The organism is Janthinobacterium rivuli, assembly GCF_029690045.1.
GTDB lineage: Bacteria > Pseudomonadota > Gammaproteobacteria > Burkholderiales > Burkholderiaceae_D > Janthinobacterium > Janthinobacterium rivuli.
Window position 1 is genome coordinate 4,320,743 of the sequence record NZ_CP121464.1, and the last position, 23,431, is coordinate 4,344,173.

Genomic DNA, 23,431 nt, shown 5'->3' on the forward strand with positions numbered 1-23,431 from the left:
AGCTTCTCGCTACGTTATGCACAGGCCTGCCGCCCGGCAAGCCCTGTCATGCGTGCGGGAAAAAATGGATGCCGAGTTAGATCAGCTTATCCTCAACGGCGCCCCTGGCGGCGTTGTCATCACGAACGAAGAGCATGCCGTCGTGCGCTGGACGGCCGGGGCGCAGCGCATTTTCGGCTATGCCAGCGACGAAGCGCTGGGCCACCAGCTGTGGGAACTGATCTCGCTGCCAGGACAGGCCGAGGCAGACCCGCAGATCGACGAGCAGCTGACCTTGCACGGCAGCTACGACCGCGAATCGCTGCGGCGACGCAAGGATGGTGAACTCATCTATGTCGACGTGGCATGCCAGGCCGCCCACGCGGCGCCGGACGGTGCCCGCTACCTGATTTCCACCATGAAGGACACGACCTTGCTGAAGGCGGCGCGCGACGCCCAGTTCGTCGACGTGCGCTACCGCGTGCTGTTCGAATCGACGCCGGACAGCGTCATCATGGTCAATGCCACGGGCGCCATCGTGCTGGCCAACCAGCAGGCGCAGCGCCTGTTCGGCTATGCGGAAGGCGAATTGAGCGGCAGGCAAATCGATAGCCTGCTGCCGCAACGCCTGCGCCATTCGCACGTGGCGCACCGCTCGCGCTATTTCGACCAGCCGCGCACGCGCACCATGGGCGCCGACCTGGAATTGCTGGGCTTGCGCAAGGACAACGTCGAGTTCCCCGTCGAAATCAGCCTGTCGCCGATCCAGACGGAGATCGGCACCTTCGTCATCAGCGCCATCCGCGACGTCAGCGACCGCCGCCGGGCCGAGCAGAAGTTCCGCGGCCTGCTCGAATCGGCGCCGGACGCCATCGTCATCGTCAACGGCGATGGCGAGATCGTGCTCGTCAATTCGCAGACGGAACGCCTGTTCGGCTACTCGCGCGCGGAGTTGCTGGGGCGCAATGTGGAAGTGCTGATCCCGGCCCGCTATGCACACGACCATCCGCACCACCGCCAGTCCTTTTCCGCGGCGCCGCGCGCCCGCTCCATGGGCGCAGGCCTGGAACTGTACGGTTTGCGCCGCGATGGCACCGAGTTTCCCGTCGAAATCAGCCTGTCGCCGCTGGAAACGGACGAAGGCGTGCTGGTCTCGTCGGCCATCCGCGACATCACGGAGCGCAAGCGCATCGAACGCACGCTCAACGAACAGAAAATCGAACTCGAGCGGGCCAGCCAGGCGAAGGACCGCTTTCTCACCAGCATGTCGCATGAATTGCGTACGCCGCTGAACGCCATCCTCGGCTTTGCCCAGCTGCTGGCCAACGAAGCCCTGCCTGCGACCGTGCCGCAAAAGCGCGCCTTCGTGCAAAACATCGTCACCTCGGGCCGTCACCTGCTTACTCTGATCAATGAAATCCTCGACCTGGCGAAGATCGAATCAGGCAGCCTGAGCCTGTCGATGGAAGCGGTGACGCTGCCCGCGCTGATCGAGGAAGTGCGCGTGATGGTGGAAGAGCAGGCGCAGCAGCGCCAGATCCTCCTCGTCTTTCCCGCCTGCGAGCCGCTGACGCTCAGGGCCGACCATACGCGTCTCAAGCAAGTGCTGCTGAACCTGCTATCAAACGCCATCAAGTACAACCGCCCTGCCGGCAAGGTGGAACTGGAAATTTCGCAGCCCGGGCCGCAACGCGTGCGCATCGCCATCCGCGACACGGGCAAGGGATTGGACGAGGCGCAACTGGCGGAACTGTTCCAGCCGTTTAACCGCCTGGGACAGGAGGCGGGCAGCGAGGAAGGCACGGGCATCGGCCTGGTCGTCACCCAGCGCCTGGTCGAGCTGATGGGCGGCAATATGGGCGTGCACAGCTGCGTCGGCGTGGGCAGCGTGTTCTGGATCGAACTCGATACCATGGCCGCGCCGCCCGCCGGGCAGACGGAAGCGGAATACCTGCCCGAGCCCGCCGGCGACGCCGGGGACGAGGACGGCGGGCAGGCACTGCTGCTGTACGTGGAAGACAATCCGGCCAGCCTGCGCCTGGTGGAAGACATCGTCAGCTTCCTGCCCCACCTGCGCATGATCTCGGCCACCGACGCCCGCCAGGGCATCGCGCTGGCGCTGGAACGCCGCCCCGATGTCATCCTGATGGACATCAACTTGCCCGGCATGAATGGCAACCAGGCGCAACGCATCCTGCGCAACGATGCGCGCACCGCGCACATCCCCGTCATCGCCCTGACGGCCAATGCCATGAAGGGCGATATCCGGCATGGCCTGGCCGCGGGCTTTTTCCGCTACCTGACCAAGCCCGTCGAGATCACCCTGCTCAACGCGGCCATCGAAGAAGCGCTGCAACTGGCGCGCGCCGTCCTGCCGTTCAAGCCGGAGGCGTAAAGGCCAGCTTTTTCATGGCAGAGTCGAGGCCTTTCGCGCTGCGCGCATAGCCATCCCACGGTGTGTTGCCAACATCGAGACGACTGTGGACATTGCCCACATTCCACTGGTCGCCCGCCGTCAGTTCGTCGAGCTCTTCCCAGGCCAGCGGGACGGAAATGCCCAGCCCCGAACGCGTGCGGGCCGACCACGCGCACACGGTGGTGGCGCCCCGGCCATTGCGCAAATAATCGATGAAAATCTTGCCGACGCGGTTGCTCGGCCCGCTTTTCAAAACGAAGCGCTGCGGAATGAGCTGCGCCATGTGCGCCACGATGGCTTGCGAAAACGCTTTGACCGTGTCCCAATCGTGCTTGGGCCGGATCGGCACGACCACGTGCAAGCCCTTGCCGCCGCTGGTTTTCAGCCAGGCGGGCAAACCCAGCTCCGTCAGGAAAGCGCGCAGCAGCACGGCCGCTTCGCAGATGGCGGGCCAGGCCACGCCCTTGCCCGGGTCCAGGTCGAACACCAGCCGGTTCGGCGTGTCGTAGGCGCTGGCCAGCGCGTTTTGCGTGTGGAACTCCACCACATTCCACTGCGCCGCCGATAACAAACCTTGCAGGCTGGCCACTTCCAGCATGGGCGCATGCTCGGGATCGAGCCGCGCATCGAGCTGCTTGACGCCGGGCATGGCCGACGTCTCCGCATGCCTCTGGAAGAACAGCTCGCCGCCCACGCCGGCCGGCGCGCGCACCAGAGAAACGGGCCGCCCCTTCAAATGCACCAGCATCAGCTTGCCCACCAGCGCGTAATAGCGCACCAGGTCGATCTTCGTCGCGCCACTGTCCCTGTCGATCACCCTGTCCGCATGGCTGACCTTGAAACTGGCCGGCAAGACGCCGTCCGGCATGGATTTGCTGTGCATGGTCTTCTCCCTGTCGATGTGCTGCGCCCGCTCGCGCACGATGGCAGCCGGTTGTTTGTCCTGGCGCAAGCCGTGGAACACGGCATGGCGCACGGCGCCGCCACTGGTCCATTGCGCAAAACTGACTTCGGCCACCAGTTGCGGCTTGACCCAGATGGGCTGGCGCACGCCGCCCGCCTTGCCGACGAACGGACTCGTTTCGATGGCCAGCGCATCGAGCCGCCGCCGCAAGTCGCGCAAGGCCGCATCGTCAAAGCCGCTGCCCACATTGCCCGCATAGCGCAGCTTGCCCTGCGCATCATGCACGCCCAGCAACAGCGACCCGAGCCCTTCGCGCGCGCCCTGCGGCGCCGTATAGCCGCCGATGACGAATTCCTGGCGCAGTCCGCATTTGAGCTTGATCCAGTCGCCGGAGCGGCGCGTGACGTAGGACGAACCGCGCCGCTTGCCAATCACCCCTTCCAGCCCCAGGCGACAGGCGTGATCCAGGATCTGCTGAGGCGCAGCATCGAGCGTGGCGCTGAAACGCACCAGGGGCGACGCGGGCAAGCGCCGCAGCAGCTGTTCCAGCAACGCCCTGCGCGCTTCCACGGGCTGGCCCCGCAGATCGTGGCCATCGAAATACGGCACATCGAACAGGTAATACACGATGGCGCTGGTCGTTTCCGCATCAAACGCGCGCTGCAAGGCGCCGAAATCCGGGTGGCCGCTGGCGTCGTTGACGACGATTTCACCGTCATACCAGCCTGGCGGCAAGCCCTGCTGCTCCAGTGCCTGCCGCAACTTCGGCAGTTTCGCCGTCCAGTCATTGCCATTGCGCGTCATCAAGCTGACCTGTTTGCCATCGCAACGGGCAAGCAGGCGGTAACCGTCAAATTTCACTTCGAACAGCCAGTCTTGCGCATCTGGCGGCGGCGCATCGGCCAGGGTGGCCAGCTGGGGCGACAGGGTGGCGGGCAGCCTGGCGGCTGGCGCAGCGGCCTGGGCCGCACGCTTCTTGCGCTTGGGCATGGCCTTGTGCTTGACGCTGTCGGGCAATTCGTCCACGACAGAAAATTCCAGTGCCGGCCGGGCATAGGCGTCTTTTTCCTTGATCAGCAGCCAGGCGGGCTGCTTTTCGCTGCGTTTGTCTCCCTTGCCTTTCATGCGCACCAGCACCCAGTTGCCCTGCATCTTGTGGCCGTACAGGGTAAATTTCAGTTCGCCGGCCGCCAGCGCCTTGCGCGCATCGGGCGTGGCCGGCTGGGGCTGCCACATTCCTTTATCCCAGATGATGACCTTGCCCGCGCCATACTGTTTTTCGGGAATCGTGCCTTCAAAACTGGCATACGAGACAGGATGGTCTTCCACCTGCACCGCCATGCGCTTGTCGCGCGGATCATAGCTGGGCCCTTTCGGCACGGCCCAGCTTTTCATCGTGCCGTCCAGCTCCAGGCGAAAATCATAGTGCAAGCGGCTGGCCCAGTGCTTCTGGATGACGAAGGTGAGCGCCTCGCCCGCTTCCTCGTCGCCCCCCGCAGGCTCGGGCGTGACGGCGAAATTGCGCTTGGCTTGATAGGTTTTCAAGGCTGCTTTCATGGCGGACCCATGCAGTAACGATGGCCTTGAGTCTAGGCCGCTGCGGTCCCTGGCGCGGTACGCCAGCTAACAGAGTGCCTGCCCCGGCAAATGTAAGTGTTTGTAATTAGATCGAATCGCTGTCAACGCTATTGCCGTACGGCGCGTTTTTGCCTCAGTGACAGGGGAAATACATCTCCTGAACTACAACCCCACTTCTCGAGGAACTGCATCATGAAAAAACGCATTGTCAACCTGACTGCTACTCTGATCGCCGGCTTGTTCGCTACCGCAGCCTTTGCTCAAACGCCAGCCGCGCCTGCCAAGGCCGAAGCCAAGCACACCAAGGAAGTGGCTAAAGCGGAAGCCAAGGAAACCAAGGCCGTAGTCAAAGCCGATGCCAAGGAAGCCGCCGTCGTCGCCGATGCGAAAGCCGATGTCGCCAGCGCCAAGGCCGACGCCAAAGTCACCAAAGCCAAGGCCCATCACAAAGCCACCAAGGCCAAGGCAAAAGCCGCCGAAGACAAGGCAGAAGCGACCCCAGCAGCAGCCAAATAATCCCCCAGCGCGTTTTTTGCGCCACACAAAAAAGACAGCTTCGGCTGTCTTTTTTGCATTTTCACGCTTTCTTCTTTCATTAACGTCGCTTAAATCATCTGATTGTAAGAAAGTGTAAACAAGGTCAACCGTAACCTTCCGGGCCGCGTTTTCTGCTCAGTGATACGGGAATCATCCCGGCACCAACAGACATACCAGACAAACCACCACTGAGGACTGCACCATGAAAAAAGCAATTGTTACCCTGATCGCCGGCCTGTTCGCAACTGCAGCCTTCGCCCAAACCCCGGCAGCACCTGCGGCCGCTCCAGCAGCTCCAGTACCGGCGAAAGTGGAAGCGACCCACACCAAGGCCGTCGTGAAAGCGGACGCCAAGGAAGCGAAAGCCGTCGTCAAAGCCGATGCCAAAGAAGCGAAAGCAGTCGTTGCCGCGAAAACGGACGTCGCCAGCGCCGAAGCGGAAGCAGCCACCACGAAAGCCAAGGCACACCATAAGGCCAAGCACACCAAGGCCAAGGCCGATGCAAAACTGGCTTCGGCCACCGCTGAAGCAGCACCGGTAGCGGCACCAGCAGCAGCCAAGTAATCATCGACACACCATCCCTTACCACTCGCCAGGAAACTACAATGAAAAAAGTTATCGCCACCCTCGTCGCCAGCCTGTTCGCTACAGCAGCCTTCGCCCAAACCCCTGCCGCCCCGGCAGCGCCCGCCAAGGCGGAAGCGGCCCACACGAAAGCCGTGGCCAAGGCTGAAGCCAAGGAAACCAAGGCCGTCGTGAAAGCCGACGCGAAAGAAGCGGTTGTCGCCGCCGATGCAAAAGCCGATGTCGCCAGCGCCAAGGCCGACGCAAAAGCCACCAAGGCCAAGGCCCATCACAAGGCCAGCAAAGCCAAGGTAAAAGCGGATGCAGTCAAAGCAGACGCGGCAGTTGCTGCCACACCGGCAAAGTAAGCGTCAATGTAGCCACGGGAGCGCATCCGCCGGGTCTGCGCTTGCGTGGCCATGTCGAGTACCAGGGACAGCTTCGGCTGTCCTTTTTGCATGTTGCTCTTCCACCGCGCCTTCATGCAAACTTCATCGAACAGGCCAGCTTGCACGCGACAAAACGACGCACATGAGGGACACTGGCACTCCGACCATCGCCGCGAAGCCTATCCCATGCGCCACCTGCCCTTGCTCCTGATTGCCACCCTGTGCCTGCCTTGCGCCGCCAGCGCCCAAGACACCCCCGCCACCATCGCGCAAGTCCTGCAAGCCCAGGACGGCGACAGCCATGGCGACTTGCGCGCCGTCGTCGTGCTGCGCGATGGGGCCGTCGTGGCCGAGCGCTATTACAACGGCGAGACGGCCGACACCCTGCACGACATCCGCTCGGCCGGCAAGAGCATCACCGCGCTGCTGGTGGGCGCAGCCGTGGCGCGCGGCCAGCTGGCGACAACAAAAACAGTGGGCGACTACTGGCCCGAAGTCGCTGGCAGCCCGGCGGGCAAGGTCGTCCTCGACGACTTGCTGACCATGCGTTCGGGCCTGGCCGCCTTCGATGAAGACGAACAGTCGCCAGGCAATGAAGACAAGCTCGATGAAGCGTCCGACCCCGCCGCCTTCGTGCGCGGCGTGCCTGCCGCTGCGGCGCCGGGCAGCATCTACCGGTACAACTCGCTGGGTTCGTACATCGCGGGGCGCGTGGTGGAAAACGCCAGCGGCGCCGACCTGGAAGATGTCGCAGCCAAGGCGCTGTTTGCACCACTGGGCATCACGCGCTGGAGCTGGGGCCGCGACGTGGCACACCACCCGAAAGGCCAGGGCAATCTGTCGCTGCGCGCGCGCGACACGGCAAAAATTGGCCAGCTGGTGCTCGACGACGGCGCAGTTGACGGCAAGACGGTGATCGACGCCGCCTGGATCAAGGCCGCGCTGGCGCCGCGCGTGGCCATCGGCGCCGTGGACCGCTATGCCGACAGCTACGGCTATTTCTGGTATGCGAAGACGCAGGACATCGCAGGACAAAAGATCACCGTGCATTTCGCTTCGGGCAATGGCGGCAACAAGATCTATGTGATACCCGCGCGCCGCATGGTGGTCAGCATCGCATCTGGCGCGTACGGCAAGGCTTATGGACAGCGCCGTTCGGAAGACATCCTGAAGGCCATCCTGAAGGCGGATGCAACGCAGATGTAAGCGTTTGTAATGACCGTCAACGCATGCGTCCGGGGGCGCGTTTTATGCTCAGTGACACGGGAATCATCCCGGCACCAACAGACATACCAGACAAACCACCACTGAGGACTGCACCATGAAAAAAGTAATTGCTACCCTGATCGCCGGCCTGTTCGCAACTGCAGCCTTCGCCCAAACCCCGGCAGCACCTGCGGCAGCTTCGGTACCCGCCAAAGTGGAAGCGGCCCACACCAAGGCCGTCGTGAAAGCGGACGCCAAGGAAGCGCAAGCCGTCGTAAAAGCGGATGCCAAAGAAGCGAAAGCAGTCGTCGCCGCCAAAACGGACGTCGCCAGCGCCAAGGCGGAAGCGGCCACCACGAAAGCCAAGGCACACCACAAGGCCAAGAAAACCAAGGCCAAGGCTGACGAAAAGCTGGCATCGGCCACCGCCGCTGCACCAGCTCCAGCTCCTGCCAAGTAATTCAGACACACCTGACTGACCACACCATACCAAGGATACTAAAATGAAAAAAGTTATCGCCACCCTGATCGCCAGCCTGTTCGCCACCGCCGCTTTCGCCCAGACGCCAGCCGTCGCGCCAGTCGCTCCAGTGGCACCGGTTCCTGTCGTCGCCCCTGTCGCCAAGGCCGAAGCGCCGGCAGCAGCCGTCAAGCCAGCAACGCACAAGAAAGCCAAGCATCACAAGGCAAAGAAAGCCGCACCGGCAACGCCGGCAACTCCGGCCGCACCAGCAGCTTCCGCACCGGCAGCAGCGCCAGCCAAGTAATCGAGGCGACGCCAAACAAAAAGACAGGTTTTCCCTGTCTTTTTTTTCGTCCGCTTTTTCGTGTATTTATTTCGGCATCAGCACCGTGTCGATGACATTGATCACGCCATTCGATTGATACACATCATAGGTGCTGATGTTGGCGCTATTGCCGCCCTCGTCCATCACCACGATGTTGTGCATGCCGTTCATGGCGAACATCAGCTTGCCTCCGCTGGCCGTGGGCAGGGTGGCTTTGCCGTCATGCATCTTGATTTCCTTGGCCAGTGCCTTGAAGTCGTATTTGCCGGGCAGCACGTGGTAGGTGAGGATTTTCGTCAGGGTCGCCTTGTTTTCCGGCTTCACCAGGGTCTCGACGGTGCCGGCCGGCAGCTTGCCAAACGCCGCATTCGTCGGTGCGAACACGGTAAACGGGCCCTTGCCTTTCAGCGTATCGACCAGGCCGGCCGCCTTGACGGCAGCGACCAGGGTCGTGTGGTCGGCCGAATTGACGGCGTTGTCGACGATATCCTTGGACGGATACATGCTCTGGCCACCCACCATGGTCGTCATGTCGGCGGCAAACGGGGCGCTGGCGGCCAGCATGGACGTAATGAACAGTGCTGCGGGAACGAAGGTGCGCATGATGATATCTCCTGGATGACTGCGTTTGCATGATTGCAGGAGTACTTACGCGGCCTGGCCGCAAACGGATTCAACTGGCTGAAAACAAAAAAACGGCGCCGTGCAAGCGCACGACGCCGTTTCGCGATGTTTTCCTCGCCGCGGGCCGGGAATGCCAGCCCGCGGTGCCGGAAACTAGTTGGCCGCGACCTGCGGCTCCGTCTCGCCCCAGCCGCCGCCCAGGGCGCGGACCAGCGCCACCGTGGTGACGGCACGGTTGCCGCGCAATTGCACGGCGTTGCGCTCGATGGCCGCCAGGTTGCGCTGGGCGTCCAGCAGATCGAGATAGCTGGAACGGCCCGCGTCGTACAGCTTTTGCGCCAGGTCGGCCGAGCGGCGCGCCGAGACGACGGCTTCGTCGATCTGCTGCGTCTGGCCCGACAGGATGCGCAGGCCGGCCAGGTTGTCTTCCACCTCGGCGAAGGCCACCAGCACGCTCTGGCGATACGTCGCCACCGACTCTTCCAGCTGCGCTTCGCTGCGGCTCACGGCTGCCTTGTTGCGGCCACCGTCGATGATCGGCATCGACATCAGGGCGCCCAGCAGCCAGGAGCGGCTGCTCCACTTGAAAATATCCGAGAAGGTATCGGACGCGCCGCCACCGGAAGCGTTCAGGCTCAAGGCCGGGAACATGGCCGATTTCGCCACGCCGATGCGCGCATTCGACGCTTCCATGGTGCGCTGCGCCGACGCGATGTCGGGACGGCGCTCCAGCAGGGACGACGGCATGCCGGCCGGGATCACGGGCAGGAAACCGCTATCCTGCAGCGGGTTGACGGTCGCCGTGAAGCTGGCGGCAGGTTTACCCAGCAAGACAGCCAGCGCATGCTCGCTGGTGGCGCGCTGGCGCTGCAGGCCGATGGCTTCGGCGCGCGTGGTCGACAGCTCCGTGCGGGCACGCGACAGATCGAATTCGCCGATGTCGCCCAGGTCATAGCGGCGCTGGTTCACATGCACGCTTTCCTCGCGCAGGCGCACCGTCTGTTCCAGGGTCGCCAATTCGGCATCCGTGGCGCGCAGCTGGAAGTAGGTCTGCGCCACGTCCGCCTGCAAGGACAGCAGCACCGAGCGGTAAGTCGCTTCCACGGCCAGCGCATCGCTGCGCGAGGCGCTGACGTTAGCTGCCACCCTGCCGAACAGATCGACTTCGTAGCTGGCCGTCAGGTTGGCCTGGTAGACGTTGGTCGCCGCCACCGGCGCGCCGTTCGGCAAGCCGAGCGACACGGCGGAAGCGCGGTTGCGCTGGCCGCCCACGTTCACGCCCACTTGCGGGATGCGGTCCGCTTCGGCGATGCCGGCAATCGCCCTCGCCTGCTTGACGCGGGCGGCGGCGACGGCCAGGTTGGCATTTGCTTGCGTGGCTTCGTTGATCAGGGTAGTCAAGGCCGGATCATTGAAGGCCAGCCACCATTCGCCGCGCGCCTGGCGCTCGGCTGGCACACCCTGCTTCCAACGCGTGCCATCGGCCGCCGTCTGCACGGCGGGCAAGGTTTGCGCTTCCTTGAACGCGGCCGGCGTCTCGATCTGCGGCTGCTTGAACTCGGGCGCCGCGCACGCGGCCAGCAGGACTGCGGCGGCCATGGCGCTCAACACGGGCTTGACGCGCCAGATGATTTCCTTGGTTTTCAATATATATCTCCTTCCAGGTCCAGCGCTGGCGCGGCGACAGGCTTGGCGGCAGCGGTGGCTGGTTTTTTCTCAAAACGCTGCGCCAGGGTGCGCAGCAGTACGTAGAACACGGGCGTCAGGAACAGGCCGAAGAAAGTCACGCCCAGCATGCCGGCGAAGACCGCCACGCCCATGGCATGGCGCATTTCCGAACCGGCGCCGTTCGAGAACACCAGGGGCACCACGCCCATGATGAAAGCGATCGACGTCATCAGAATCGGACGCAGACGCAGACGGCATGCTTCCAGCGCCGCTTGCACGACGGTGCGGCCATGCTCTTCCAGTTCGCGGGCAAATTCCACGATCAGAATCGCATTCTTCGACGCCAGCCCCACCAGCACGAACAGTGCGATCTGGGTAAACACGTTGTTGTCGCCGCCCGTCAGTTTCACGCCCAACAGAGCACACAGGATCGACATCGGCACGATCAGGATCACGGCCAGCGGCAGGGTCCAGCTTTCGTACTGGGCAGCCAGCACCAGGAACACCAGCAGCACGCACAGCGGGAAGACATAGATCATCGTATTGCCGGACAAGATGTCCTGGTAGGTCAGTTCCGTCCATTCATACGAAATCCCCTGCGGCAGCACTTCCTTGGCGATACGTTCCAGCGCGGCTTGCGCCTGACCGCTCGATACGCCAGGTGCTGCGCCGCCATTGAAGTCGGCTGCGGCATACGCGTTGTAGCGCTGCACGCGGTCCGGGCCATAGCTGTCCTTGACGCGCATCAGGGACGACAGCGGTATCATCTCGCCCTTGTCATTGCGTACCTTCAGTTGCGCGATATCCTGCGCATGCGAACGGAACGCCGCATCGGCCTGCACGCGCACCTGGTAGGTACGGCCAAACTGATTGAAGTCGTTGACGTACAGCGAACCGAGGTTGATCTGCAAGGTCTGGTAGATCGTTTGCAGCTGCACGCCCATCTGCTTGGCTTTCACGCGGTCGACGTCAGCGAACAGCTGCGGCACGTTGATCTGGTAGCCCGAGAACACGCCCGCCAGTTCCGGTGTCTGGTACGCTTTCGCGGCCAGTGCCTGGGTGGCGTTGTACAGCGCGTCGTAACCGAGGTTGCCGCGGTCTTCGATCATCATCTTGAAGCCGCCGATGGTGCCGAGGCCGTTGACCGGCGGTGGCGGGAAGACCATGATGAAGGCGTCCTGAATACCGCCCAGGCGCTTGTTGATCTCGGCCGCGATGGCGCCGCCCGACAATTCCTTGCTGGTACGCTCGTCAAACGGTTTCAGGGTGGCGAAGACGATACCGGCGTTCGGCGCATTGGTGAAATCGTTGATCGACAGGCCAGGGAAGGCGATGGTCGATTCGACGCCAGGCACCGACTTGATGACGTCGGACATGCGGCGCACGACATCTTCCGTGCGGTCCAGCGAGGCGGCGTCAGGCAATTGCGCAAAGCCCACCAGGTATTGCTTGTCCTGCGCTGGCACGAAACCGGCCGGCACGGACTTGAAGGTGAAGATGGCGGCAACGACCAGCAGCGCATACACGCCCAGCGAAGCGCTCTTGCGGCCCAACACGCCTTTTACGCCAGCCTCATAGCGGTGCGAAGCGCGGCCGAAGAAGCGGTTGAACCAGGCGAAGAAGCGGCCGAAGACCATGTCCATGCCGCGCGTCAGCGCGTCTTTCGGCGCATCGTGCGGTTTGAGCAGCGCGGCTGACAGGGCAGGCGCCAGGGTCAGCGAGCTGAATGCCGAGATCACGGTCGAAATGGCGATGGTCAACGCGAACTGGCGATAGAACTCGCCCGACAAACCTGGCACGAAGGCGATCGGCACGAACACGGCGCACAGCACGAGGGCGATGGCGACGATAGGACCGCTGACCTCTTTCATGGCCTGGATGGTGGCGTCGCGCGGCGACAAGCCTTCCTCGATATTGCGCTCGACGTTTTCCACCACCACGATGGCGTCATCGACGACGATACCGATGGCCAGCACGAGGCCGAACAGCGACAGCGTGTTGATCGAGAAGCCAAAGCCCAGCATCACGGCAAAAGTGCCGACGATGGAGACGGGAACGGCCAGCAGCGGGATGATTGATGCGCGCCAGGTTTGCAGGAAGATGATCACCACCAGCACCACCAGGGCAATCGCTTCAAGCAGGGTATGGATCACGGCTTCGATGGACGAACGCACAAACTGCGTCGGGTCGTACTCGATGCGGTATTCCACGCCTTGCGGGAAGTCTTTTTTCAGTTCGTCCATCTTGGAGCGCACGTCGGAAGACAGTTGCAGCGCGTTGGCGTTCGGCGCTTCGAAAATACCCATGCCGACGGCCGGATTATTGTTCAGCAGCGAACGCAGCGAGTAGCTGTTGGCGCCCATTTCCACGCGCGCCACGTCTTTGAGGTGCGTCACGGCGCCGTCGGCATTCGTGCGCACGATGATGGCGCCAAATTCCTCGGGCGTCTGCAGACGGCCCTGGGTGTTGACGGTCAGCTGGAAGTCCGAGTTCTTCGCTGGCGAGGCGCCGATCACACCGGCGGCGACCTGCACGTTCTGCTCGCGAATCGCGTCGACGACGTCATTGGCCGTCATGCCGCGCGCCGCCACCTTTTGCGGATCGAGCCAGATGCGCATGGCGTAGTCGCCGGCGCCGAAGATCTGGATGTCGCCCATGCCGGGCAAACGGGCCAGCTGGTCCTTGACGTTCAGCACCGCGTAGTTACGCAGGTACATGTCATCATAGCGCTTGTTGGGCGAGACCAGGTGCACCACCATGGTCAGATTCGGCGACGATTTCACCGTCGTCACGCCGATCTGGCGCACTTCCTCGGGCAGGCGCGGCAAGGCGCGCTGCACGCGGTTCTGCACCTGCGTTTCGGCCTGCTCGACGTTGGTGCCGATCTTGAAGGTCACGGTCAGCATCATCGCGCCATCGGACGTGTTTTGCGAGGACATGTAGAGCATGTTCTCGACGCCGTTGATCTGCTCTTCGAGCGGCGCGGCCACGGTTTCGGCGATTACTTTCGGATTGGCGCCCGGGTACTGGGCGCGCACCACCACGGATGGCGGCACGACGTCAGGATATTCGGAGATGGGCAGGCCGAAAATCGACAGCAGCCCGGCCACGAATATGACGATCGACAGCACCGCCGCGAAAATCGGCTTGTCGATGAAAAAGCGGGAAAAGTTCATGTTTATTCCTTGGAAGTCGATGCTGCTTTCGCGGCGATCTTGGCGTCTTTTGCTTCAGGTTTCGCGGGGGCGACAGGCGCGGTCGGATCGAAATCCATGGCCACCATCTGCGGCGTCACCGGGGCGCCAGGGCGCACGCGCTGCAAGCCGTTGACGACGATCTTCTCGCCCGCCTTCAAGCCTTCGCGCACCACGCGCAAGCCGTCCGAGGTCGGGCCCAGCTTGACGGCGCGGTATTCGGCCTTGTTGTCGGCGCCCACCACGTAGACGTATTTGCGACTCTGATCCGTGCCGACGGCGCGGTCGCTGATCAGCAGCGCCGTGCTTTGCGCCTGCGGGCCGTTGCCGCCGTCAAGCTGGATGCGCGCGAACAGGCCAGGCACCAGTTGGCGCTCGGCGTTGGCGAAGGTGGCGCGCATGCGCACGCTGCCCGTGGCCGGGTCGAGCTGGTTGTCGACGAATTCCAGCTTGCCTTCGTGCGGGAAACCCGTTTCGTTGGCCAGGCCGACCTTGACGGTGACGGGCGTGCCCTTTTGCGCCGTGCCGGCCACGCGCAGATACGTATCTTCATCGCCGTCGAAGCTGGCGTAGATGCGGTCCGTCGACACCACGGAAGTGAGGATGGCGGAAGCGTCGATCAGGTTGCCGACGGTGATTTCCGCCTTGCTGACGCGGCCGCTGATCGGCGCCTGCACCTGCGTGTACGACAGGTTCAGCTTGGCCGCTTCATACGCGGCTTGCGCCGAGCGTGCATTCGCGTCCAGCTCTTTCAAGCCCGACGCCTTTTCGTCGAATTCGCGCTGGGCGATGGCTTTTTCGGCCAGCAGCTTTTCAGCGCGCGACAGTTCCAGCTTGGCCAGTTCCGCCTTGGCGCGGGCGGAGGCCGCCGTGCCTTCGGCGCGCGACACTTCAGCCTGGAATGGGCGTGGATCGATGACGAACAGCACGTCGCCCTTTTTCACTTCGCTGCCCGGCTTGAAGTTGACGGCCGTGATGAAGCCGCCGACTCTCGAGCGGATTTCCACGCGCTCGATCGCTTCCAGGCGGCCCGAGAATTCCTGCGTTTCCGTGATCTGTTTTTCAACGACGGCGGCGGCCGAGATGGGCGGGCCGCCGGCCGCTGGCGCGTCGGGCACCTTGCTATTGGCCGAATCGCAGCCAGCCAGGCTCACGGCCACCAGTCCGGCCAGCGCGAGCGAGGCAGCCAGGGGCTTCAGCAGAGTGGAAAATTGTTGAACGTTTTTCATTTTATTTCCCTGTTTTATGAAAATTTCTAATGGTATGGGCGGCAGGAAGCAACCCAACTGAAAAAGTGAATGGTGGTGCCATGGCGCCCGACGGCGCTCGATCAAAGGTAAACAGGCCGCCAGCTGCTTAAAAGCGGACGGGGACGACAAAGCTGGCTGTGCGAGCGCACAACTCAGGCAAGATGGGAACTACACTGCATAGTGTAGCAACCGAAACTCAAAAAGTAAACTGATTAGTGTAAGTTTTTTTGCAGTGCCGCAGATGGCGGCGTCATGACTCGGGCTCCTGCCCCAGTCCAGCGACAAAGCTGGCGATTTCACTCAATACCTGCACCTTGCAGGCGCACTCATTGCGGGCGGTAGCGTCTTGCAGCGGCGCGGCGGCCATGCGCCGCACGGTGGTCTTGATGCCGCAAGCGATCAATTTGCTGCCGTATTGTTCAGCCTCGTCGCGCAATGGGTCGTCTTCACTGGACAGGATCAGCGCCGGCGGCAGGTTCTTCAGGCGGCTCGACTGCAATGGCGACGCGTACGGATGGGTACGGTCAGCGGCATTCGGCAGGTAGCCGCGGTAGGCGGCGGCGCACTGGTCCGCCACTTCCGCCAGGTCAGGACAGGTCGGCAAGTTGCGCATCGAGCAGGTCGACAGGCCGGGGTCGAGCATGGGCATGATCAGCACCTGGCCCGCGAGGGGCGGTCCGCCCCGGTCGCGCGACATCATGGCGCACACGGCGGCCAGGTTGGCGCCCGCCTCAATGCCCGACACCACCATCTGCTTGCCCGTCCAGCCCAGCTTGGACTTGTTCTTTTTTGCCCACAGCAGCACGGCATGCGCGTCTTCCACGGCGGCGGGGAATGGCCGCACCTTCGCCAAGGTGTAGTTCGCGGCCAGCACCACATGGTCGGGGTTGCTCAGCACGAGGCAGCGCAGGAAGTCGTCCGCATCGTCCAGGTCGCCGTCGACAAAGCCGCCGCCATGGAAGAAGACGATCAGGCTCGACTGCCTGGCGCCCGGCACGCCGGCCGTGTAGACACGCGCGCCGAGCGCATCCTGCGCGCCCTGCACCTGGATGTCGCGTATCTTCAGCGCCTGGCCAGGCGCCAGCTCGGCCGTGGTGTCGGCAACGCTCATTGCGCCACCACCGGCTGCACCGCAGCATCAAGTACCGTGTCGTTCAGGCACAACAGGGCGGCGCCGCCCACTTCATGGGTCAGGGCGCTATACCCGCTGGCTTCGCTTTGCGCCGCCATCGAGTATGCATCCGTCGATACCATCGCGGCCAGAGCGAGCGAGCTCATAGCGAGAGCGAGCACTGCAAAGATTCCATTCCGATGACCCATGATATTTCTCCTGTTGTACTGCCTGCGGCATCACATTTATGCTGCAGTACAACAACTATAGACTTGATCTACAATCTGATAAAGAGTGCAATGACGAATTGATTGTTCAGGATTCTGAATAATCACGGATAAAGTGATAGGAATTCAAGTGAACAAGCTGCAAGCCATGGAAGTTTTCATCCAAGTCGTCGATGCGGGCGGCTTTACGCGCGCGGCGGAAAACATGCAGCTGCCGAAAGCCACCGTATCGACCCTGATCCAGTCGCTGGAAGCGAGCCTGTCGGTCAAGTTGCTCAACCGCACCACGCGCCACGTCAGCATCACGTCCGACGGCGCCGCCTATTACGAACGCTGCGTGCGCATCCTGTCGGACGTGCGCGAGGCCGAGGAATCGCTGTCGCGCACGCGCCTGAGCCCCAGCGGACGCCTGCGCGTGGATGCGCCCACGGCCCTGGCCAGCGAACTGATCATTCCCGCCCTGCCCGATTTTTTTGCCCGCTACCCGGACATTTCGCTGGAACTCGGTTGCAGCGACCGTCCCGTCGACCTGATCGAGGAAGGCGTCGACTGCGCCGTGCGCGGCGGCGAATTGGGCGACCTGAACCTGATCGCGCGCCGGGTCGGTGTGCTGCATTTCATGACCTGCGCCTCGCCCGGCTACCTGGCGCACCACGGCACGCCGCTGCATCCGGACGACCTGTCCCGCCACCGCGGCGTGAATTTTTTCTCCGCCAAGACCGGCAAAACGTTTGACTGGGATTTCACGCGTGCCGGCGAACGCATCCAGGTTGCCATGCCCAGCCATATCGCCCTGAACGATTCAAATGCCTACTCGGCCGCCGGCCTGGCGGGCCTGGGCATCGTGCAAATGACGCATTTCATGCTTGCGCCGCTGATAGAACAGGGCAAAATGGTGGAATTGCTTGGCGAATGGGAATCCGACCCGCTGCCCATCCACGTGATCTATCCGCCGAACCGCCATCTGTCCGCCAAGGTGCGCGTGTTTGTCGAATGGGTCGCCGATATGTTTACCAATCACCCGGCCACGCAGCTCAAGGGCAAGAGCAGTCCCGCGAGCGCGCGCGCCACCCTGACCGAGGCCCAGCCATGACAGCAGCAAGCACATCGCCCCACCGCATCGTCTTCCTCGACCGCGACAGCCTGATCGCCACCGTGCGCCCGCCCGCCTTCGCGCACAGCTGGGAAGAATATCCACACACCAGGGGCAGCGAACAGACGGTGTCCCGCCTGCAAGGCGCCACGATCGCCATCACGAACAAGGTGCCGCTGCGCGCAGCCGAACTGGCGCAATTGCCCAAGCTCCAGATGATCGCCGTGGCCGCCACCGGCACGGATATCATCGACCTGGCCGCCTGCCGCGAGCGGGGCATCGTCGTGGCGAATATCCGCGACTATGCGCGCGCCACCGTGCCCGAACACACGCTGGCCCTGATGCTGGCCCTGCGCCGCCAGCTGGTGGCCTACCGCGCCGATGTGGAAGCGGGCCTGTGGCAGGCGTCGGAACGCTTCTGCCTGTTCGGCCACCCGATCCGCGACCTGGCCGGCAGCCGTTTGGGTTTGCTCGGCTACGGCGCGCTGGGCAAGTCCGTGGCGCAGCTGGGACGCGCCTTCGGCATGCAAGTGCAAGTCCACAACCGTTCACCTGTCGATGAGGACGGCGTGACGCAAGTGAGTTTTGACGAATTGCTGGCCACTTCCGACGTGCTCAGCCTGCACCTGCCCTTGACGGACACCACGCGCAACATCATCGGAGAAAAAGATCTGGCGCGCATGCAGCCGACGTCGCTGTTGATCAACACGGCGCGGGGCGGCCTCGTCGATGAAGCGGCGCTGGCCGATGCATTAACGCGTGGCGTGATCGCCGGCGCCGGTTTCGACGTGCTATCGAAGGAGCCGCCGCTGCCCGACAACCCGTTGTTGAACTTACGCCTGCCCAACTTCATCCTCACGCCGCACACGGCCTGGGCCAGCGGCGAAGCCATGCAGAAACTGGCGGACATCCTGATCGGCAACGTGGAAGCGTTCGAACGCGGTGTGCCGACGAACGTGGTGGCATGAGCGTCTTGCACGAACTCGATGAACTGCTGTGCAGCGACGACGAGGACTACGACCGCCTCGACCTGTTTCAGGAAGCAGACGAGCTGATCGGGCAGTTGCGGACGGACGACGTGCCGGCACTGCTGCAACTGTGGCAGCAGCGCGGCCTGAGCTGGCAGCAACGGTTCACACAAGCCAGCACCAGCATCGACGGCGCCTTGCTGCGCGCCTTGCTGGCCGGTTTGCTGCAGATCAAGGAGACGCCGTACGGCGTGTTCGAACTGATGTCGCGCTTGCCGCCAGTGGCCGACACTTCTGCGCTCAGCGACGCCCTGCTCGATTACGCCGGGCAAGCCTGGCATGCGGACCCGGCGCGGCAGCGGCAAATCCAGATCAGTTGCTGGAGTTGCGGGCTGTCGGGCCGATTATTGAAACGGCTCGGTTTGGCGTCCTGGAAGGAAGCGGGACTGTAGTTCTTACGATGCGGCCGGCGTCTCGAATGAAAATCCCGGCGCATAGGCGTGATAGCCGTCGAAATCGCCCTTGCCGATGGCGGCCCCCTGGCTGCGGGCGATCGCATACGCCATGCTGAAGTGAAAGTAGAAATTCGGCAGGATATATAAATTCAAATACTCGTCGGCGGGCAGCGCGATGTCGGCAAAGCCGGCGCGGTCGCGGCAGATGCGGTCAAGCGGCCCGTCAAAACGTTCCACCGGAATGTCCTTGAGGTAGCGCATGGTCTGCGCGATCTGTTCCTGCAGGCTGGCGGCGGCGCTGAAATCGGCCACGTCCAGCCCCGCCAGCGGGCAGCAGCCGCGCAGGGAAAAGCTCACGGCCGCGCGCACTTGCTGGGCGAATGGCAGCATGTCCGGGTGCAGACGCGCCGCCAGCAACTGCGGCGCGGTGCCGGTCGTGTCGAGCATGGCGGAAAGCTGCGCCAGCGAACGGCAAAAGATGGTGGCGGGATTGATGTGCATCGCGTCCGTCATGCCAAGCCTTCCTGCGCGGCAACCGTCTTCAGCACGCGGATCAGCCGGCGTTCATGGCGGCCCACGGCGGCCCAATCCCAGGCGTCGGTCGGGCCGAATGCCGGGTAATGGCGCTGCCATTTTTCCGCGCGCTTCTGCGAATTGACGCTCACATGCGAGTCCAGGCCCTTGCCGCTGGACAAGCGCAGGTACACGCGGATGACGCCCCAGCCTTCGCACACATAACGATACGTGAGGCCACCGCACTGGGCCGGGTCGAGCGCGATGCGGCGCGGGGCGAAGTGCCCGGCCATGTCCGGGTAATGCACGGCCAGGAGCACGTCGCTAGCCCCTTCCGCTTCCAGCCTGGCCGCATACGCGCACAGCTCGGCAGGCGAGTGGAAATGCAGCGTTTCCCGTTCCGCCTCCGAATACACTTCTGCCACGGCCGCGCCGGGCTTGGCGAAGATTGCTTCGGCTATGGCCGCGATACCTGCTGTTGATAATCCCACTGTGCCTGCCTTTCCTGTTGCCTGATGGTTACGCCATGCGCCGCCATCCTAGCATGGCGTCAGCGCCGGTGCCGGCTGAAAAATTCCCAGATGACTTCGTTCGCATCGATGGCGCGCGTGGTCTTGCCGATAGGCAGGCCGATATTGAAGGCATCGGCGCCGGGCCACGTGTGGCCGCCGTCCTTGACAGTGAGCAAGGCCACCTGCTGCGCGCCATTGCCTTGCGCCATATGCGTCACTTGCGTATCGTCACCTGGCACGGCGGGGATCAGACGCGCCGGTGGCACGGCGCCGTCGATGCCGTTGTGCTTGCGCCAGTAATCGAAGGTGCCTTCGGCCGACAGGTAGCTGGCGGCCTTGCCCTCAAACAGCACGACCTTGTCGGCCGTGCCCTGTATCAACAGCATGCCGACCTTGTCCGTTTTCTGGTGATGCTGCACCACGGGTTCCGGCATGGGCGCGCCCACCGAGGCGACGGCGGCGAACTGCTGCGGCAGCTCGGCCGCCAGGCGCAGGGCGAAGAAACCGCCGCGCGACAGGCCCGTCGCATACACGCGCTTGTCATCGATGCGGTAATCCTGCTTGAGTTTACTCAATATCGCTTGCGTAAAACCGACGTCGTCCGTGCCCGCCAGGTAATCCATGCCGAAACCCACGTTCCAGTCCTGTTTGATGCCTTGCGGATACACAACAATGAACTGGTGCCGCTCGGCCGTCCTGTTCATCTGCGTGTACAGCATTTGTTCCGCCATGCTCATGCCGCCGCCATGGAAATTGAAGACGACGGGAAAGGCTTGCTGCGGCTGGCTTTGGTAAGACTGCGGCGTGTAGACGATGTAGCGGCGCTTGTCTTCCTTGTGCTGCAACGATTGCACCTGGGCCAGCACGGGCGTGGACAGGCAGGACAGGAGCAACAGGCTGATGGCGATTTTCATGGGCTTCCCTTCAAGTCAAAGAGCAGCCAGCATAAGCAGGGGCAGGTGAAATCGCGGTGAAATCCGCTGACTTTATGGCGCCGGAGCAGGAACGATGGCGACACGGTAGCGCGTCGCGCCGGGGTGAAAAACAATGTCCCAGCACATGGCTTGTGCCAGGCGCAGCAGCAGGTTCTGGCCATGCGCGAAACCGTGGATGCGCCGAGGCTGTCCCGGCGACACGGTATTGTCAATGCTCAGACAACCTTGCGCAAACGCAATGCTGATGCGGCAATCGGGACCGCCATGGAACAGGGCATTCGCCAGGCAATTATTGATGAGCAACATGACCAGCTGCGGGTTAGCAACCACGTCCAGCCGCTCGGGCAAGTCCAGGGTCAGCAGGCTGGCATCCCAGGGATGCTCGTCGAGCAGGCGCAGCAGGCATTGTTCTATGCAGCCGCGCAATTCCACCGCTACGCCCGGCAACTGTTCCGCCCGTGCCAGCGCGAACAGCACGTCGATGGTGGCGCGCATTTCGTCCGTGGATTGCCGCAGCTGCGCCTGCTCCTGCCCGCCCAGGGGCTGTGCGTTGGCCAGCGCCAGGGTGTTGTGCATCAAGGTCAGCGGCGTGCGCAATTCATGGCTGACGTCGCGGGTGAATGCCTGTTCGCGCTGCAACACCGCCTGCAGTTCGGCAAAGGTGGTTTCCAGGCGGCGCGCCAGGAAACCGATCTCGTCGGGGCGGTCGCGCTCGCTGAAATGGACGGCGCTGCCGGGCGCCAGTTGGCGCGCTTCCTGGGCCAGGCGCTGCAAGGGCAGCACCAGGCGCCGCGCCAGCCAGTACGCCAGCAGCAAGGCCAGGGCGATCAGCGTCAAGGCCACGCCAGCGACGACACCTCCCACTTCCCGCGCCAGGCGCGACACGACCAGCACGGGCGCCACGTCGGCCAGCAGATAGCTGCGCTGGGGCTTGCCAGCGGCAACGAGATCCAGCGCCAGTACATGATAATGCTGGCCCGTCTCGGTAAACACTTCGCCGCGCGGGGCAGACGGCGGCACTTGCGCACGCACTGCTTGAGGCAAGTCAAGGTAACTGCCATAAACCGTGATGAGGTCGCTGCCCGAAGGCGTAAGCTTGCCGTGCTGCTGCCAGCGCATGCCGACGGCCGCCGCTTCGCGCTCGAGCAGGCGCTGCACCAGCATGTCTTCCGTCACGTAGGCAATCACCAGCGCCAGGCCCGTGTAGCACAGGCACAGCAGGATGGTGAAGCCGGCCAGCGCCGCGAACAAACGCTGCCGGATTGACTTAGCCATCGCTGGCCGCCGCATCGAAGGCAAGGCGGTAGCCCAGCTGCGGTATGGTCACCAGCACGCCTGCCGCGCCAGCCCCGCCAACCAGCTCCAATTGCTTGCGCAGCGCGTAGATGTGCGATTTCAGGGCGTCGCTGTCGGGCGGCTGGCTGCCCCACAGCTGTTGCAGCAAGGCCGAGCGCGAGACGGCGTGCGGATGCTCGCGGCACAGCAGCAGCAATATCTTGAAACCCGTCTGCGTCAGTTGCAGCGGTACGTCGCCGAGCAAGGCGCGCCCTGCGCGCGTCTGCAAGGTAAAGGGACCCACGCGCATTTCCTGGCGCACATGCAGCTGCTGCCGGCGCGCCAGCGCTTCGCAGCGCAAGGCCACTTCGCGCAAGTCGAACGGCTTGGTCAGGTAATCGTCGGCGCCATCGCGAAAACCGCGCGCCTTGTCTTCATAAGAGTCGCGCGCCGTCAGCATCAAAATCGGCACATTGCTGGGCGCCCCCGCCTTGATGGCGCGGCACACTTGCAAGCCATCGAGGTCAGGCAGGTTCAGGTCCAGCAGCACCACGTCATAGCTGTTGCGCGTGGCCAGCTGCACGGCCAGCGCGCCCGTGCCCGCATGGTCCGTCTGCCAGCCCAGGCCGTCGAGGAAGTCGAGCACCTGGCGCGCGATGGCCAGGTGGTCTTCCACCAGCAGTATGCTCAAGGAAAGTTTATTCATCACACGCCGGCGATGCGTGCATACAGCCAGAAATTGCCGGATCTTCCGCGAATTTGCCGGTAGCAGCGCAGATAGCCTTCCCGCTCGAAAGCGCAGCGTTCCAGCACGCGGATCGAACGTTCATTGCTATCGAGCACAGTTGCCTGAATGCGCAGGAAACCCAGGCGCTGGAAGCCCCACTCCACGACGGTCGCGGCGAGGGACGCGGCCACGCCCTGCCCCCAGACGGCGGGCGCCAGGTCGTAGGCGATTTCGGCCGTGCGATGCTGCGGGGAAATGGCATTGAAGCCGATCGTGCCCACCAGCCGGCCCCCCTCGCGCAGCACGACGGCCAGGCGGATGGAGGAAGACGCTTCGGCCGATGCGTAATCATCGAAATTGGCCTGCAGATCGTCGACGCAACGCAAGTTCCAGCTCGTGTGTTCCACGACAGCAGGGTCGGCCAGGTAGGCATACCAGGCGGGCGCGTCGCGTCGTTCCAGGTGGCGCAAGGTCACCAGTGGATGGCCGGAAACGGGTAAATCAACAACTTTCATTG

Annotated in this window: 23 protein-coding genes; 10 read left to right on the top strand and 13 right to left on the bottom strand. The window is 63.3% G+C overall.

Going from position 1 to position 23,431, the window contains the following annotated elements; all coding sequences use genetic code 11:
* Nucleotides 1–64: 64 nt before the first annotated feature.
* Nucleotides 65–2,374 carry a PAS domain S-box protein gene (locus tag P9875_RS19610; RefSeq protein WP_278316353.1) on the top strand — a complete coding sequence of 770 codons (2,310 nt, stop codon included), beginning with the start codon at nt 65–67 and terminating at the stop codon, nt 2,372–2,374.
* Here the strand turns inward: P9875_RS19610 and ligD are convergent.
* Nucleotides 2,358–4,856: a DNA ligase D gene (ligD, locus tag P9875_RS19615; RefSeq protein ID WP_278316354.1), complete on the bottom strand. Its 2,499-nt coding sequence runs from the start codon at nt 4,854–4,856 to the stop codon at nt 2,358–2,360. The two genes, P9875_RS19610 and ligD, sit on opposite strands and share 17 nt — an antisense overlap.
* Before the next feature lie 213 nt (nt 4,857–5,069).
* On the opposite strand from ligD, the gene P9875_RS19620 reads away from it, so the two are divergent.
* The 6 genes from P9875_RS19620 to P9875_RS19645 all read left to right on the top strand — a co-directional run bounded on the left by P9875_RS19620 (nt 5,070) and on the right by P9875_RS19645 (nt 8,341).
* The gene (locus P9875_RS19620) at nt 5,070–5,393 is read left to right on the top strand and encodes a hypothetical protein (protein WP_278316355.1); all 324 of its coding nucleotides are present in this window, start codon (nt 5,070–5,072) and stop codon (nt 5,391–5,393) included.
* Between the two features lie 223 nt (nt 5,394–5,616).
* Nucleotides 5,617–5,979, top strand: a complete 363-nt coding sequence (locus P9875_RS19625) for a hypothetical protein (RefSeq protein ID WP_278316356.1) — start codon at nt 5,617–5,619, stop codon at nt 5,977–5,979.
* 41 nt (nt 5,980–6,020) lie between these two features.
* Nucleotides 6,021–6,347, top strand: a complete 327-nt coding sequence (locus P9875_RS19630; protein ID WP_099378710.1) for a hypothetical protein — start codon at nt 6,021–6,023, stop codon at nt 6,345–6,347.
* 207 nt (nt 6,348–6,554) lie between these two features.
* Nucleotides 6,555–7,574, top strand: coding sequence for a serine hydrolase domain-containing protein (locus P9875_RS19635; RefSeq protein WP_278316357.1), 1,020 nt, complete (start codon nt 6,555–6,557; stop codon nt 7,572–7,574).
* 115 nt (nt 7,575–7,689) lie between these two features.
* Nucleotides 7,690–8,034: a hypothetical protein gene (locus P9875_RS19640; protein WP_099378708.1), complete on the top strand. Its 345-nt coding sequence runs from the start codon at nt 7,690–7,692 to the stop codon at nt 8,032–8,034.
* A gap of 43 nt (nt 8,035–8,077) precedes the next feature.
* Entirely contained in the window at nt 8,078–8,341 is a 264-nt protein-coding gene (locus tag P9875_RS19645; RefSeq protein WP_099378707.1) for a hypothetical protein, read from the top strand.
* Between the two features lie 66 nt (nt 8,342–8,407).
* Here P9875_RS19645 and P9875_RS19650 read toward each other — a convergent pair whose 3' ends face one another.
* From P9875_RS19650 to P9875_RS19675, 6 genes are all read right to left on the bottom strand, one after another.
* The gene (locus P9875_RS19650; RefSeq protein ID WP_099400581.1) at nt 8,408–8,965 is read right to left on the bottom strand and encodes a fasciclin domain-containing protein; all 558 of its coding nucleotides are present in this window, start codon (nt 8,963–8,965) and stop codon (nt 8,408–8,410) included.
* 174 nt (nt 8,966–9,139) lie between these two features.
* On the bottom strand, nt 9,140–10,585 hold the full coding sequence (locus P9875_RS19655; RefSeq protein WP_278318854.1) for an efflux transporter outer membrane subunit: 1,446 nt from the start codon (nt 10,583–10,585) through the stop codon (nt 9,140–9,142).
* 44 nt (nt 10,586–10,629) lie between these two features.
* Nucleotides 10,630–13,830, bottom strand: a complete 3,201-nt coding sequence (locus P9875_RS19660; protein ID WP_035820025.1) for an efflux RND transporter permease subunit — start codon at nt 13,828–13,830, stop codon at nt 10,630–10,632.
* Nucleotides 13,831–13,832: 2 nt separating this feature from the next.
* Nucleotides 13,833–15,077, bottom strand: coding sequence for an efflux RND transporter periplasmic adaptor subunit (locus P9875_RS19665; RefSeq protein ID WP_225241758.1), 1,245 nt, complete (start codon nt 15,075–15,077; stop codon nt 13,833–13,835).
* A gap of 271 nt (nt 15,078–15,348) precedes the next feature.
* Nucleotides 15,349–16,209 carry an alpha/beta hydrolase gene (locus tag P9875_RS19670; protein WP_278316358.1) on the bottom strand — a complete coding sequence of 287 codons (861 nt, stop codon included), beginning with the start codon at nt 16,207–16,209 and terminating at the stop codon, nt 15,349–15,351.
* Nucleotides 16,206–16,376: a hypothetical protein gene (locus P9875_RS19675; protein WP_278316359.1), complete on the bottom strand. Its 171-nt coding sequence runs from the start codon at nt 16,374–16,376 to the stop codon at nt 16,206–16,208. Before P9875_RS19675 ends, P9875_RS19670 begins: the two co-directional genes overlap by 4 nt.
* Nucleotides 16,377–16,566: 190 nt before the next feature.
* Here P9875_RS19675 and P9875_RS19680 point away from each other — a divergent pair, with 190 nt between their 5' ends.
* Genes P9875_RS19680 through P9875_RS19690 form a run of 3 tightly spaced genes read left to right on the top strand, consistent with a single transcriptional unit; the run spans nt 16,567 to nt 18,949 of the window.
* Complete coding sequence (locus P9875_RS19680) at nt 16,567–17,529, top strand: LysR family transcriptional regulator (RefSeq protein WP_278316360.1); 963 nt, start codon at nt 16,567–16,569, stop codon at nt 17,527–17,529.
* A complete protein-coding gene (locus P9875_RS19685) occupies nt 17,526–18,497 on the top strand; it encodes a D-2-hydroxyacid dehydrogenase (RefSeq protein ID WP_278316361.1) in 972 nt (323 codons plus the stop codon). The genes P9875_RS19680 and P9875_RS19685 overlap by 4 nt, the downstream gene beginning before the upstream one ends.
* Nucleotides 18,494–18,949, top strand: coding sequence for a hypothetical protein (locus P9875_RS19690; protein WP_278316362.1), 456 nt, complete (start codon nt 18,494–18,496; stop codon nt 18,947–18,949). Before P9875_RS19685 ends, P9875_RS19690 begins: the two co-directional genes overlap by 4 nt.
* A 3-nt stretch (nt 18,950–18,952) precedes the next feature.
* On the opposite strand, the gene P9875_RS19695 is transcribed toward P9875_RS19690, so the two are convergent.
* From P9875_RS19695 to P9875_RS19720, 6 genes are all read right to left on the bottom strand, one after another.
* The gene (locus P9875_RS19695; protein WP_278316363.1) at nt 18,953–19,465 is read right to left on the bottom strand and encodes a DUF1993 domain-containing protein; all 513 of its coding nucleotides are present in this window, start codon (nt 19,463–19,465) and stop codon (nt 18,953–18,955) included.
* On the bottom strand, nt 19,462–19,956 hold the full coding sequence (locus tag P9875_RS19700; protein ID WP_278316364.1) for a hypothetical protein: 495 nt from the start codon (nt 19,954–19,956) through the stop codon (nt 19,462–19,464). Before P9875_RS19700 ends, P9875_RS19695 begins: the two co-directional genes overlap by 4 nt.
* Nucleotides 19,957–20,015: 59 nt before the next feature.
* Nucleotides 20,016–20,891 carry an alpha/beta hydrolase family esterase gene (locus P9875_RS19705; RefSeq protein WP_278316365.1) on the bottom strand — a complete coding sequence of 292 codons (876 nt, stop codon included), beginning with the start codon at nt 20,889–20,891 and terminating at the stop codon, nt 20,016–20,018.
* 72 nt (nt 20,892–20,963) lie between these two features.
* Nucleotides 20,964–22,187, bottom strand: coding sequence for a sensor histidine kinase (locus P9875_RS19710; RefSeq protein WP_278316366.1), 1,224 nt, complete (start codon nt 22,185–22,187; stop codon nt 20,964–20,966).
* Nucleotides 22,180–22,893, bottom strand: coding sequence for a response regulator transcription factor (locus P9875_RS19715; RefSeq protein ID WP_278316367.1), 714 nt, complete (start codon nt 22,891–22,893; stop codon nt 22,180–22,182). Before P9875_RS19715 ends, P9875_RS19710 begins: the two co-directional genes overlap by 8 nt.
* Nucleotides 22,893–23,429 carry a GNAT family N-acetyltransferase gene (locus P9875_RS19720; protein WP_278316368.1) on the bottom strand — a complete coding sequence of 179 codons (537 nt, stop codon included), beginning with the start codon at nt 23,427–23,429 and terminating at the stop codon, nt 22,893–22,895. The genes P9875_RS19715 and P9875_RS19720 overlap by 1 nt, the downstream gene beginning before the upstream one ends.
* Nucleotides 23,430–23,431 lie beyond the last annotated feature (2 nt).